This window comes from Massilia sp. W12 (assembly GCF_037300705.1).
Taxonomy (GTDB): Bacteria; Pseudomonadota; Gammaproteobacteria; order Burkholderiales; family Burkholderiaceae_D; genus JACPVY01.
In genome coordinates this window covers 4774028-4787207 of sequence record NZ_CP147776.1, presented here as the reverse complement: position 1 = coordinate 4787207, position 13180 = coordinate 4774028, and the positions used below count along the sequence as shown (strand labels likewise).

At 60.7% G+C, this 13180-nt stretch carries 14 protein-coding genes; 2 read left to right on the top strand and 12 right to left on the bottom strand.

Going from position 1 to position 13180, the window contains the following annotated elements; all coding sequences use genetic code 11:
- Positions 1-259: 259 nt before the first annotated feature.
- Genes V8J88_RS19490 through rfbB form a run of 9 tightly spaced genes read right to left on the bottom strand, consistent with a single transcriptional unit; the run spans position 260 to position 8321 of the window.
- Positions 260-1186, bottom strand: coding sequence for an NAD-dependent epimerase/dehydratase family protein (locus V8J88_RS19490; protein ID WP_338845898.1), 927 nt, complete (start codon positions 1184-1186; stop codon positions 260-262).
- Positions 1187-1193: 7 nt separating this feature from the next.
- Complete coding sequence (locus tag V8J88_RS19485; protein WP_338845897.1) at positions 1194-1973, bottom strand: glycosyltransferase; 780 nt, start codon at positions 1971-1973, stop codon at positions 1194-1196.
- A 7-nt stretch (positions 1974-1980) separates the two neighbouring features.
- The gene (locus V8J88_RS19480; RefSeq protein ID WP_338845896.1) at positions 1981-2925 is read right to left on the bottom strand and encodes a glycosyltransferase family 2 protein; all 945 of its coding nucleotides are present in this window, start codon (positions 2923-2925) and stop codon (positions 1981-1983) included.
- A complete protein-coding gene (locus tag V8J88_RS19475; protein ID WP_338845895.1) occupies positions 2922-4244 on the bottom strand; it encodes a flippase in 1323 nt (440 codons plus the stop codon). Before V8J88_RS19475 ends, V8J88_RS19480 begins: the two co-directional genes overlap by 4 nt.
- Before the next feature lie 6 nt (positions 4245-4250).
- Positions 4251-4940: a class I SAM-dependent methyltransferase gene (locus tag V8J88_RS19470; RefSeq protein ID WP_338845894.1), complete on the bottom strand. Its 690-nt coding sequence runs from the start codon at positions 4938-4940 to the stop codon at positions 4251-4253.
- A complete protein-coding gene (gene rfbD, locus V8J88_RS19465; protein WP_338845893.1) occupies positions 4937-5821 on the bottom strand; it encodes a dTDP-4-dehydrorhamnose reductase in 885 nt (294 codons plus the stop codon). The genes V8J88_RS19470 and rfbD overlap by 4 nt, the downstream gene beginning before the upstream one ends.
- On the bottom strand, positions 5818-6363 hold the full coding sequence (rfbC, locus tag V8J88_RS19460) for a dTDP-4-dehydrorhamnose 3,5-epimerase (protein ID WP_338845892.1): 546 nt from the start codon (positions 6361-6363) through the stop codon (positions 5818-5820). The genes rfbD and rfbC overlap by 4 nt, the downstream gene beginning before the upstream one ends.
- 1 nt (position 6364) lies before the next feature.
- The gene (rfbA, locus tag V8J88_RS19455) at positions 6365-7252 is read right to left on the bottom strand and encodes a glucose-1-phosphate thymidylyltransferase RfbA (protein WP_338845891.1); all 888 of its coding nucleotides are present in this window, start codon (positions 7250-7252) and stop codon (positions 6365-6367) included.
- A 1-nt stretch (position 7253) separates the two neighbouring features.
- Positions 7254-8321: a dTDP-glucose 4,6-dehydratase gene (gene rfbB / locus V8J88_RS19450; protein WP_338845890.1), complete on the bottom strand. Its 1068-nt coding sequence runs from the start codon at positions 8319-8321 to the stop codon at positions 7254-7256.
- A 182-nt stretch (positions 8322-8503) separates the two neighbouring features.
- Between rfbB and V8J88_RS19445 the strand changes: the two genes are divergently transcribed.
- Together V8J88_RS19445 and V8J88_RS19440 are read left to right on the top strand one after the other, a co-directional pair.
- The gene (locus V8J88_RS19445; RefSeq protein WP_338845889.1) at positions 8504-9328 is read left to right on the top strand and encodes a symmetrical bis(5'-nucleosyl)-tetraphosphatase; all 825 of its coding nucleotides are present in this window, start codon (positions 8504-8506) and stop codon (positions 9326-9328) included.
- Positions 9329-9415: 87 nt separating this feature from the next.
- The gene (locus tag V8J88_RS19440) at positions 9416-10000 is read left to right on the top strand and encodes a hypothetical protein (protein ID WP_338845888.1); all 585 of its coding nucleotides are present in this window, start codon (positions 9416-9418) and stop codon (positions 9998-10000) included.
- 130 nt (positions 10001-10130) lie between these two features.
- Here V8J88_RS19440 and V8J88_RS19435 read toward each other — a convergent pair whose 3' ends face one another.
- From V8J88_RS19435 to V8J88_RS19425, 3 genes are read right to left on the bottom strand one after another with little or no spacing between them, the layout of a single operon-like run.
- Positions 10131-10901: a lysophospholipid acyltransferase family protein gene (locus V8J88_RS19435; protein WP_338845887.1), complete on the bottom strand. Its 771-nt coding sequence runs from the start codon at positions 10899-10901 to the stop codon at positions 10131-10133.
- Positions 10898-12202, bottom strand: a complete 1305-nt coding sequence (locus tag V8J88_RS19430) for a dihydroorotase (protein WP_338845886.1) — start codon at positions 12200-12202, stop codon at positions 10898-10900. The genes V8J88_RS19435 and V8J88_RS19430 overlap by 4 nt, the downstream gene beginning before the upstream one ends.
- Before the next feature lie 9 nt (positions 12203-12211).
- Positions 12212-13180, bottom strand: a complete 969-nt coding sequence (locus V8J88_RS19425) for an aspartate carbamoyltransferase catalytic subunit (protein ID WP_338849937.1) — start codon at positions 13178-13180, stop codon at positions 12212-12214.

The following is a 13180-nucleotide window of genomic DNA, read 5'->3' as shown; positions in this document are numbered from 1 at the left end:
AAGCTTACTGATGCAGCTTAGCGCGGCAGAGCGGGAAATGCCAGTGCGGGGCGGCTTGATGTTTAGTCGGCGCGCCAGGCGCGCAGCTTACAAACGGATTGCAGCAGATCATCGGAACAAAGACCGTTCAGCCGTCTTCCAGCCCAAATCGCAGGCTGGGTTGAGCGCAGCGATAAGCCGGCTTCCGACAGCGGTGGATACAAAAAGGAATTCGAGTCAGCCGCGCCGATACCCGTGAAATCTGACGCCGTTCGCATTTTCAATGCGATGCTTGCTCCGCCGCCAGCATCTCCTGCAACCCCCGCGCCATGCTGTACGGTGGCGTCCAGCCCAACAAATCACGCGCCGCGCTGCTATCGACTTGCAGCGAGCCGGCCAGGCGTTGCCAGGCGCTGCTGCGGCCCAGCAGACGGCAGACCAGCGCCAGCAGGGCGGGCGGGCAGGGCAGCAGGCGCACGCTGCGGCCCTGGGCGGCGGCGATGGTGCGGATGAGTTGCGGCGTGCTGACATCCTCGCCGTCGCTGGCTAAAAAGGTGCGGTTGGCGGCTTGCGGGTGTTGCAAACACAGGCTGATCAAATCCAGCAAATTGCCCAGATACAGCAGGCTGCGCCGGTTGTCGATGTTGGCCAGGGGCAGCGGCAAACCGCGCCGCACCAGGTTCAGCAGCTGGCGGAAATTCGCCTTTACGCCAGCGCCGTAAATCAAGGGCGGGCGGATGATGCAGACTTGCAGCGCGCTGCGCTGCGCCAAGGCCAGCAAGCCTTGTTCCGCTTCCCATTTCGAGACGCCATACGGATCTTGCGGCGCCGGCGGGGTGTCGGCGCGGTAAGCTTGTGCGCTTTCTTCGCCGTTCACCTTGATGCTGGAGAGGAAGACAAAACGTTGCACGCCGGCGGCGGCGGCGGCGCGCGCCAATTGCAGGGTGGCTGCGCAATTCGCGGCGCGATAGGCCGCCAGCGGGTCGCTGGCCGCGTCTTGCATCAAATGCACGCGCGCGGCGCAATGCACAATCGCCTCCACCCCGGCCAGGTGCGGCGACCAATCGGTCTGCGGCCCCATTTCGAGGCAAATGGTATCGGGCGCCGGGCGGCGCGCAAGGGCCATGACCTGGTGGCCTTGTTGGCGCAGGCTGGCGCACAAGGCGGCGCCGACGAAGCCTTGCGCCCCGGTGACTAAGATACGCATGGCCGCCTCACAATGCGCCGGTCAGACGGCGCCAGCTGATGCGCAAATACGCCTGCGAGGTGAAAAATTTGAGCGCGCTTTTCATATGCCACAGCAGATAGCGCGCTTTTTTATGGCTGTCGCGCTGTGCTTCATGCACCACGCGCACATTGCGGTTGACCAGGATGTCGCAGCCGGCCAGACGGGCGCGCGCGCAAAAATCCACGTCTTCGTAATACAGGAAATAGTGTTCATTCAAACCGCGCAAATGTTCATACACCGCGCGCGGCGCCATGATGAACATGCCGGCTACCCAGTCCGGCATCAGCCAGTCATCTTTGGCCGGCACCTGGTCTTGCGCCAGCCGGAAGCGGAACAGCTTGCCGGCGGCTTTTTTCATCAATAACAGCGGGGTCGGAAAATTGCGCGCGCTGTCTTCCACCATGCCATGCTGATTCACAATCAGCGGCGCGGCCAGCGCTTTGGGATGATGTGCAAACAGCGCTAACAATTGCGGGAAGGGATTTTCCGGCAGGCGCACATCCGGATTCAAGATCACAAAATACGCCCCGCGCGAGAGTGAAAAAGCGTGGTTGTGATTGGCGGCGAAACCTTTTGGCGCCGGGTTGTGCACCTGTTTGATGGCAAACGGCAGCTTGGGCGGCAAGCTGATCTGCTCCGGCAGATTATGGGTCAGGATTACTTCGGCGTTGGCGGGCGCGCAATGCACGAGATCTTCCAGCAGCTGTTGCACATGCTGCGCATGGCCATGGCTGACAATGGAAATGCTCAAGATAAGATCGCTCATGCTGCTGCTATGCTCCACCAGAATCCGCCGGCGGACGATCCGCCGGGCCGCTTTTACCGCGCAAACCGTCAACAATCCCGCGCAACATGTATTGTAAATGCTTCAGGCGTGGCCGGCACAGCAGTGTCCAGCCAATCAGGCGCCGCAGGCTTTTATACGCTTCCGTGCATTTAAAGCGCCAGGGGATATGCGCCATGCGCATCAATAAAATCGCATTGCGCATGATGTAATAGTGACGCAAAGGACTGTGCAAAGCAATCTTGCGTTTGCCTATGCTGGTTGAGCTGTCCCCTAAGTCGTGTTGCATCATGGCGTCGGTGACGCAAAAACATTCCAGCCCCAGGTTGCGCGCGCGCAAACACCATTCGGTGTCCACCGCATCGATGAACAGTTTTTCATCCATCAAACCGACTTCGCGCAAGACGCTGGTGCGGATCAGTTTGCCGGAAGAAATCAGATAGGCGGCGCGGATCAGCATGGCCAGATCGGGTTGCCGTTTGCGTCGCGTAAACCAGGCTTCGGGGCCGATCACATCGCCCATCACGCGGGTTTTGACATCGACAAACGCCGGCCCCAGCGCGGCCAGCGGCAAGCCTTGTTGCAAGATCCAGTTTTCCGCGAACAGCATTTGCCGCAGCATCGAGGGCGTGGGCGCGCTGTCCTGGTCAAACAGCATGACGTGGCTGGCGTTGCGCGCCATGGCCCAAGCGATGCCGCGATTAAAACCGGCCGCCAGACCGATGTTTTCCGCCAGCGGCAGAAAGTAGGCGCCGGCCTCTTGCACCAGGTTTTGCAATGCGCTTTGGGCGCGGCTGCCATTGTCCACCACCAGCACCGCATTCGCTTGCAACACCATGGTTTCCAACAGACGGCGCAAACGCTCCGGCTGCGGCTGGTAGCTGACTACCACCGCGCACACCACAGGTTTTTCGCGTTGCGCCAATTGTGTCATGTGTGTTCCGGCTGCTGCGGGCGCAAGATGCGCGCGCTATAAACAAATAAAAGCAGGGCGTCCAGACTGACCCGCAAGACCCAGGCCAGGGCTACTCCGGCAATCCCCATGATTTGCAATAAAGCATACAGCAGCGGCAGGTAGGCCGCCAGTTCCAGCAAGTGGAATGTGGCGGTGACTTTAGCCTGTCCCAGTCCCTGAACCAGGGCGAAGGGCAGATGCGCCAGGCCATTGATGAACACACCCAGCGCCAGCCAGCGCAGCACCGTGCTGCTGTGTTGGGCGTATTCTGCGCCCAGCCACCATTCCAGCAACCATGGCGCCAACAGCGCTACGCCGGCGCACAGCGGCCCCAGGCTGAGCGCCAGCCAGAGCAGGCTTTTACGGTAGGTCAGGCGTAAGGCGTCCCAATCGCCCCGGCTGTGGTGTTGCGCAAACAGTGGAAAGCAGGCGGTCGAGAGCGCGCCGGCGACGATCAACAGGCGCGTCACCATTTCAAACGGCGTGGTGTAGTAGGCCACCGCACTCAAGCTGAGCAGGCTGCCGATCAGGAAGCGATCCATATTCACCATCAGCGGCCCGACCACATTCGTGACCGTCATCCAGCCGCCAAAGCGCAGCAGGGGGGCGAAGCGGGCGCGTTCAATCCGCACTTGCCAGAAACCGGCATGCACGCGCATGCAGGCCCACAGCATCAAGCCGCTGCAGGCAATCCGCGCCAGACTCAACAGGGCGAACAAGGCCGGCATTTCTTTGGAAAACGGCAGCGCCGCCAGCGGCGCCAGAAAGGTCAGCAAACCCAGCGGCAGGCGCACCAGATTCAAGAGGCGGAAGGCTTGATGCGCTTCCAGCACGCCGCGCAAGGCGCTGGAAATCACCACCGCCGGCAAGGCCGCCGCCAGCCAGGGCAGACCGGCGGCGGCTTCGGCGCGCAATTCCGGCTCAATCTTTAAAGCGCTGCCGACAATCCAGGGCGTGCACAGCCACAAGGCAAGACCGGCCAACAGACCGAGGCCGCCGAGCAAGGCCAGGGCGCTCCACAGCCAGGCGTTGCGCTCTTCTTGCGTGCTGTCTTCGCGCGCCAGATCCTGCGCCAGCAATTGGGTCAGGGCGCGCCCGAGGCCGAAATCAAACAGGCTGAAATAGCCGATCAGCATCCAGCCGATCGAGAGCAGGCCAAAGCGTTGATTGCCGATGCTGTGCAGCAGCACGGGAATCGCGAACAGCGCGGCGGCCAGCGGTGCGGCCTGGCCAAACAGATTCCAGCCGGCGTTTTGCAATAAGCGCGCCAGCATCGGCGGTAATGCGGGACGTGACATGAAGAATCAGGGGCCGGGCTTGCGCGCGGTGAGCAAAAACTGCAGGGTCAGAAAGTCGCGCAGCAAGCCCAGGCTGAGCCGGTTGGCCCAGCGTGCTTTGGGCGATACCGCAAACGGCAGGCGCTGCGCATCGTCGATTTGCAAGCCGGCCTGGGTCAGCAGGGCGCGGGCGCTGGCCCCGGTGAAAAAACGCAAATGGGTTCTATCCAAAATCCCTGCCTCGCTGTATTCCCAGCGCGCGGCAAACAGCAGCGGCAGCAGGGCGCGCCAGTTGCGCACATTGGGAATGCTGGCGATCAGCAGCCCGCCCGGACGCAGCCAGCCGGCGCAGGCGCGCGTGACGCGCCAGGGATCGACCAGGTGCTCCAAAACATCCATGCATAAAATCAGATCAAACTCGCCGGCCTGAAACGGCAGCGCGCCCTGTTCCAGCATCTGTTCCAGATTGCCTTGCAGAATGCGCTCGGCCTGTTGCGCCGCTTGTTGTGCGGCGTCGGCGAATAATTCAACCCCGCTGGCGTGTTCCACCGGGGTCTGGCTGCGCAGCCAGGCCAGGGTGGCGCCGTTGCCGCAACCCAGCTCCAGCACGCGGATCGGGCGCTGCGGCAGACGCGCCAGGAGCGGCGCGATTTCACGCCGCGCATTGGCGAAATACGCGGCTTGCTTGTCTTGATAATCCAGGGCGCTGACGCTCATGGGGCCAGGCACAGTTCCAAGGCGCTGCGCCATTCCGGCAGATCGCAAAAATGGGACATGAATTTGCTGCAATCCAGGCGTGAATTGGCTGGCCGTTTGGCCGGCGTCGGGTAAGCGCTGCTTGGAATCGGCTGCAAATCAACCGGGCGTGGCGGCGGGCGCAAGGCCATGATGGCGGCGGTGAAGTCATACCAGGATGCGGCGCCCTGACAAGTCAGGTGATATACGCCCTGATGCTGCTCCCACCAGGCCGCGCTTTGCGCAGCGTCGGCCAGCGGCGCGCGCGCTAAGGCGTGCGCGGTGGCGTCGGCGATGCTGCGGCACCAGGTCGGCGCGCCGATCTGGTCATTCACCACGCGCAATTGCTCGCGCTCTTGCATCAGGCGCAGCATGGTCAGCAGAAAGTTTTTGCCGCGCATGCCATACACCCAGGAGGTGCGCAAAATCAGATGCGGCGCGCCGGAGGCGCGCAAGGCGTCTTCACCGCCCAGCTTGCTGGCCCCGTACACGCCCAGCGGCGCGGTGGGGTCGTCTTCGCGGTACACGCCATCTTTCGCGCCGTCATATACATAATCGGTGGAATAGTGAATCACCCCGGCGCCGCAAGCCTTGGCCGCGCGGCCGATGGCGCCGACAGATTCGGCATTGATGCGCCAGGCCAGTTCGGCTTCGCTTTCCGCCTTATCGACTGCAGTGTAGGCGGCCGGATTGACGATCAGCTGCGGCCGCATGGCGCGCACCTGCTCTTCCACCTGGGACGGATTGGATAAATCCAGCGCATGCCGGTCAAGCCCGATAATCTGTCCCAAGCCTTGCAGCGCGCGCTGCAATTCATAGCCGAGCTGGCCATTGACGCCAGTCACCAGAATTCTCGGTTTCATGGGAAGACCTCAGCTTGCGCCAGCGGCAGGCCGGCGGCGTCCTTGCCGGACAGCACCGGCTCGCCGATCAAGGGCCATTCGATGCCCAGCGCCGGATCGTCCCAGCGGATGCTGCGCTCGTGTTCCGGATACCAGTAATCGGTGGTTTTGTAGAGAAATTCGGCGCTTTCCGAGAGCACCAGGAAGCCATGCGCAAAGCCGGGCGGAATCCACACCTGGCGCTTGTTGTCGCCGGACAAATGAAACCCTTCCCATTGGCCGAAAGTGGGCGAGCTTTTGCGGATATCCAGCACCACGTCATACACTTCGCCAGCCGTGACGCGCACCAGCTTGCCTTGCGCGTGCTGGATCTGATAATGCAGGCCGCGCAACACATTGCGCGCCGATTTGGAATGGTTGTCTTGCACAAAAGGCAGGGTGACGCCGGTCAGCTCGGCGAATTTGCGCTGATTGAAGCTTTCAAAGAAAAAGCCGCGCGCATCGCCAAACACTTGCGGCTCAATCAGCAATAAATCCTGCAAACGGGTGGTGACGACCTTCATTTCAATTCCCCTTCTCCAACAGTTGCAACATGTATTGCCCGTAGGCGTTCTTCTTCAAACTTTGCGCCAGCGTCTCCAGCTGCGCGCTGTCAATCCAGCCTTTACGCCAGGCGATTTCTTCGGGACAGGCGATTTTCAAGCCCTGGCGTTTTTCAATGGTGGAAATGAATTGCGAGGCTTCGAGTAAGGATTCGTGGGTGCCGGTGTCAAGCCAGGCCATGCCGCGCCCGAGTAATTGCACATTCAAACCGCCGCGCTCCAGATAAGCCTGATTCACATCGGTGATTTCCAGCTCTCCGCGCGCTGAAGGTTTGATTCCGGCGGCAATCTCAATCACTTGCTGATCATAGAAATACAGACCTGTCACGGCATAATTCGATTTCGGCTGCTTCGGTTTTTCCTCAATCGAGACCACGCGCCGCTCGGCGTCGAATTCGACCACGCCATAACGTTCCGGGTCATTCACATGGTAGGCGAACACCGTGGCCCCGCTGCTTTGCGCGCCGGCGGCGCTCAGCTTGGCTTCCAGATCATGGCCGTAATAAATATTGTCGCCCAGGATCAGGGTGGATAAATCATCGCCGATGAAGGACTTGCCGATGATGAAGGCTTGCGCCAGCCCGTCCGGCGAGGGTTGCACCGCATACGACAATTCCAAACCCCACCGGCGTCCATCCCCCAGCAGCTCGCGGAAGCGCGGCGTGTCCTGTGGCGTGGAAATGATCAGAATCTCGCGAATCCCGGCCAGCATCAGGGTCGAGAGCGGATAGTAAATCATCGGTTTGTCGTACACCGGCAGCAATTGCTTGGAAACCGCCATCGTCACCGGGTGCAGCCGGGTGCCGGAACCACCGGCCAGGATAATCCCCTTGCGTTGTGCTTGCCCCATCTTACGCCTCACGTCCCTTGTAATTACGGTCAATCCATTTCATGTAGTCGCCGGATTGCACATCGCGCACCCAGGCTTGATTTTGCAAATACCATTGCACGGTTTTTTCAATCCCGCTGGCAAAGGTTTCCTGCGGCTTCCAACCCAGTTCGCGCTCGATTTTGCGCGCATCAATCGCGTAACGGCGGTCATGTCCCGGACGGTCGGCCACGCGCGTGATTTGCTGGCGGTAGCTGGCTCCGTCGGCGCGCGGCTGCAGGCGGTCTAATAAATCGCACAGGGTGTGCACCACTTGCAGATTGGTCATTTCATTCCAGCCGCCCACGTTATAGGTTTCACCCGGCCGGCCGGCCTGCAGCACGCGCTCAATGGCGCGGCAATGATCCGTCACATACAACCAGTCGCGGATCTGCTGGCCGTCGCCATAAATCGGCAAGGCCTTGCCTGCCAGCGCATTGGCGATCATCAGCGGAATCAGTTTTTCCGGGAAATGATAGGGGCCGTAATTGTTTGAGCAATTCGTGGTCAGGGTCGGCAGGCCGAAGGTGTGGTGGTAAGAGCGCACCAGATGATCCGAGGCGGCTTTGGAGGCGGAATAGGGACTGTTCGGCGCATACGCGGTGGTTTCGGAAAACGGCGCATCGTCCGGCCCCAGGGTGCCGTACACCTCGTCAGTGGAAACATGCAAAAAGCGGAAAGCCTGCTGAAATTCAGCGTCTTGCTGCGCCAGGAATTGGCGCGCCGCCTGCAGCAGGGAGAAGGTGCCCTGGATATTGGTCTGGATGAAGGCTTCCGGGCCATGGATCGAGCGGTCAACATGGCTTTCGGCGGCAAAATGCACGATGGCGCGCGGACGGTGCGTTTGCAGCAGCGCCAGCACTTGCGTCTGGTCGCAGATATCGCCTTGCACAAACAGATGGCGCGCGTCATCTTGCAGGGAAACCAGATTGCCGAGATTGCCGGCATAGGTCAGCTTGTCATAATTCAAAACCGGCTCTTGATGCTGCGCCAGCCAGTTCAGCACGAAATTGGAACCAATAAAACCAGCGCCGCCCGTTACGAAAATCATATTGCCACCTTGTGCTAAAAGTCCAAGGCTGTGATTGTAGGGGATAAAGACGGTTTGGCACTGAACTTTGCGTGACTTGTACTTTGTAAGTGTTATGCGTGCTGCGCTGACTTGCGCCGTGAACGCTGCGTTACGTCCATAAGCCATGCGCTACAATCCCTTTTTTGCTCTGTGGGCGCGCGATGAATACCTGGCTGATTGGCGATGTGCAAGGCTGTTGTGATGATTTGGAACGCCTGTTGGCGCAGATTCAGGCGCAGGAAAGCGGCCCGGCGCAGATCCTGTTTGCCGGCGATTTGGTGAATCGCGGCCCGGCTTCGCTGGCCACCCTGCGCACCGTGCGCGCACTGGGCGCGCGCGCCGAGAGCGTGCTGGGCAACCATGATTTGCACTTGCTGGCGCGCGCCGCCGGGGTGGGGCGCAGCCACCGTTCCGACACGATTGATGAGATTTTGCAGGCCCCGGATGCAGCCGACTGGATAGACTGGCTGCGCCATCGCCCGCTTGCGCTGGCCCTGCCAAATGGCGGCCTGCTGGTGCATGCCGGCCTCTTGCCGCAGTGGAGCATTGCCCGGAGTCTGGCCTTAGCGGCCGAGGTGCAAGTGGTGTTGCAAGGGCCGCACTGGCGCGATTTGATGCGCGAGTTGTACGGCAATTTGCCAGACCGCTGGGATGAGAGTTTGCAAGGCGTGGCGCGTCTGCGTTGCATCATCAACGGCATGACGCGCCTGCGTTTTTGCAATGCCGCAGGGGTGATGGATTTCGCCACGAAAGAGGGCGCGGATGGCGCGCCCGCCGGTTTCATGCCCTGGTTTGATGTGCCGCGCCGCCAGAGTACAGGCAGTTTGGTGGTCTGCGGGCACTGGTCCACCCTGGGTTTGCTGCAGCGCCCCGACGTGCTCGCGCTGGATACCGGCTGCGTCTGGGGCGGTGCGTTGACCGCAGTGCGGCTGTCAGACCGCAAGGTGTTGCAGGCGCAGTGTCGGCAGCATCAAAAGCCGGGGTGAAATGGCGGCCGGGCTGTCCGGCGCTGCTGCTTGGTAAAATCCGCACTCAAGCCTGCTCGTATGCAAAACCAACCGGAAACGCAAGATATGGAACAGCTACACCTCAAACACTTCGGCCCGATTCAGCAAGCCCAAGTCATGTTGGGCGATTTAAACATCAGCGTTGGCCCGCAAGCCAGTGGCAAAAGCTTGTTTTGGCAGTTGTTCAAACTGGTCTCAGATGCGCCGGCGGTGCGTGAAGAATTTCTGCGCTTCAATATTGATTGGGGTAAAGACAGCAAGGGTTTTTTGAATTTGTATTTTGGTGAGGGCATGCAGTATTTGTTCAGCGGCAAAACCCGCGTCGCCACCGAGAGCAAAAGCTTTGACCTGGAAACGCTGTTTGATCGCCGTAAAAACGGCGCCAGTAATGGCGAATCTGTGTTTTACATCCCGGCGCAGCGGGTGATGGCGGTGCGCGATGGTTTAACCCGTTCGTTTCAAGAATTTCGTGCGGGCGATCCTTTCGTGGTCAGAGAATTCAGCGATAAATTGCACAATCTGGTGCAATCTGAATTTGCCCAAACCGCCTGCCTCTTCCCGCAGGCCAATCGGCTGAATAGCTATAGTGGATGCGGTGCTGAAGAAGCTGGCTTGGCTGCAAGCATGGTTGCGCAATACGCCGCAAGTTAAGCCCATGCCAGCCATGGAGTTTCATTGGATTGCCAGTGGCTGGGTGCATATTGATCAGGCGCGGCGGCGCAGATTGAATGCCAGCGGACTGAAAATCCCGACTTCACATTTGACGCTGCGCTAAGACCTGTCAAGCCGCATGCTCCTCCCCCTCCTGCTCGGCAATCTGCAGCGCGCCCGCCACGGCGCGCCAGGATGTGCGCGCCAAATCGCGCCGGTTGGCGTGGATGGTGGAAATCAGCGGCAAGACTTGCAGGCGTGCGGTAATGCCGGGGTTGGCCAGGATCAGCCACATGCTGTCCATGAAGCTGGTGTCGCCGGTGAATTCTATCGCTGGAGCCGGCGCGCCTTGGGCGTCGAGATAGGACAGGGCCAGCGGTTGCAGCGGCACGCGGGCATCAATTGCGGCTTCAAATAAATTCGCGTGAAAGGGCAGCAATTGCCCTTGTGCGCTGGTGGTGCCTTCCGGGAAGAAGGCGACGCGGTCGCCGGCTTCGATGCGCGCCACCATGTCTTGAAAAATGCGGCGCACGTCGCGCCGCTTGCCGCGCGCAATGAAAATGGTGCCGGCTTTTTCGCATAACCAGCCCACCAGCGGCCAATCGCGGATATCGGACTTGGCCACGAAATGGCAGGGGCTCATGCTGTTGATCACAAAAATATCCAGCCACGATACATGATTGCTGATCAACATCTCGCCGCCGTTGACTTGTTCCGCTTGCGCTAAGCCGCCGGCGTCCACCACCTCCAGCTTGATCTTGCAAATGCCCAGCAATTGGCGTGACCAGGCTTGCGTGCGCCGCTGCCGGCGCGCTTCACTGATCCAGGGGAAGAGTAAGGCGCAATTGGCCAGGCCCCACACTAAATGCAAGGCCATACGCAGCGCACGCCAGCTTTTCATCGCGCCCTCTGCCACGCCAGGCGGCCCGCCACCATGGTCGCCATCACCCGGCCCGGCAATTCATAGCCGAGGAAGGGTGTGTGCTTGCCCTGGCTGGCCAGCTCGCGCGCCGTCACGCGCCAGCTGGCGTCCGGGTCGAACAGGCAGATATCCGCACTCGAACCAACCGCCAGCGAGCCGCCCGGCAAGCCGGCCACGCGCGCCGCATCGCAACTGATTTTGCGCAAGGCGCGCGCGATTTGCGCATCGGTTTTTTCACCTACGGCGGCGCTTTGCTGCGCCCATTTCAAGCTCAGCGAGAGCAATAATTCCAGACCGGTGGCGCCGGGCGTGGCTTCGCCAAAGGGCAGGGTTTTTTCATCATCGTCGCATGGCGTGTGGTCGGAGCAAATCGCGTCGATCACGCCATCTTCCAGCGCGGCGCGGATGGCGTCGCGGTCGCGCTGGCTGCGCAGCGGCGGATTCAAGCGCGCATTCGGATCGAAGTAGCCGATGTCGGTATCCATCAAATGCACATGGTGAATGCCGACATCGCAAGTCAGCGGCAAACCGCTTTGCTTGGCCGCGCGCACCAGTTCCAGGCCGGCGGCGCTGGACAGGCGGCATAAATGCACGCGCGCGCCGGTGGTGCGCATCAATTCAAAAATGGTGTGCAAAGCAATGGTTTCGGCAATCACCGGTACGCCCGGCAAGCCCATGCGCGAGCCATACGGGCCGGCGTGCGCCACCCCGCTGCGGCCGATGAAGGCGTCTTGCGGGCGCAGCCAGACGGTGTAGCCATGGGTCGCGGCATAGCGCAGCGCGCCCAACAATACGCCAGTGTCCTGCACCGGCGTTTCGGCCTGGGAAAAACCGACGCAGCCGGCTTCAGTCAGCTCGGCCATCTCGGTTAGAGCCTGGCCTTTCAAGCCGACCGTCAAAGCGCCGAGCGGGTACACGCGCGCCTGGTGTAAATTGCTGGCGCGATATTTCAACATTTCCACCAGGCCGGGTTCATCCAATACCGGCTCGGTGTCCGGCAGACAGACCAGGCTGGTGACGCCGCCTTGAATCGCGGCTTGCATTTCCGATTCCAGCGTGGCTTTGTGCTCGTAGCCGGGTTCGCGCAGGCGCACCGCCAGATCCACCAGACCGGGTGCGACCACCAGGCCGGCGGCGTCGATTTCTTCACGCGCCGTGATATTCCCGCTGCCGGCGGCCGTCAGGGCGGCAATCTTGCCTTCTTCAATAAAAATGTCATACATCCCGCACAAACCCTGCGCGGGATCAATCAGCTTGCCGTTTTTGATCAGAATACTCATGCCTGTTCCTTACTGTGGATTGCCGCCGCCCAGAATGCTCATGACCGCCATGCGCACCGCGATGCCAAACGTCACCTGCGGCAAAATCACAGCTTGCGGCCCGTCCGCCACGGCGGAATCAATTTCCACGCCCCGGTTCATCGGTCCCGGGTGCATCACAATCGCATCCGGCTTGGCCAGCGCCAGGCGTTCTGCGGTCAGGCCGTAGGTTTTGAAGAATTCCTGCGCGGAAGGCAGCAGGGCGCCGCTCATGCGCTCGTTTTGCAAGCGCAGCATGATAATCACGTCCACATCTTTCAAACCGGCTTCAATGTCGGAGAACACGCGCACCCCCATTTGCTCCATGCCGCTGGGCAGCAGGGTGTAGGGGCCGATCACGCGGATTTCCGGCACGCCCAGGGTGTGCAGGGCGTGAATGTCGGAACGCGCCACGCGGCTGTGCAAAATGTCGCCCACAATCGCCACCGTCAGGCGGGTGAAATCCTGTTTGTAGTGGCGGATGGTGTACATATCCAGCAAACCCTGGGTCGGATGCGCATGGCGGCCATCGCCGGCGTTCACCACATGGATGTGATCGGCGCCGATGGCTTGCAGATGGCGCGCGATCAGGTAAGGCGCGCCGGACTGGGCATGGCGCACCACAAACATATCCGCATGCATGGCGCACAGATTGTCGATGGTGTCGAGCAGCGACTCGCCCTTGCTGGTGGAAGAGGCGGCGATGTTCAGATTGATCACATCCGCCGACAGGCGTTTGCAGGCGATTTCAAAGGTGGTGCGGGTGCGCGTGCTGTTTTCAAAAAACAGATTGAACACGCTTTTACCGCGCAGCAGCGGGACTTTTTTGACATCGCGGTCAGAGACGCCGACAAAGGAGGCGGCGGTATCCAGAATATTGGTCAGAATGCTGCGCGGCAAGCCTTCGGTGGAAAGCAAGTGCTGCAACTGGCCGTCGGGTTTCAATTGCGGATTGAACAT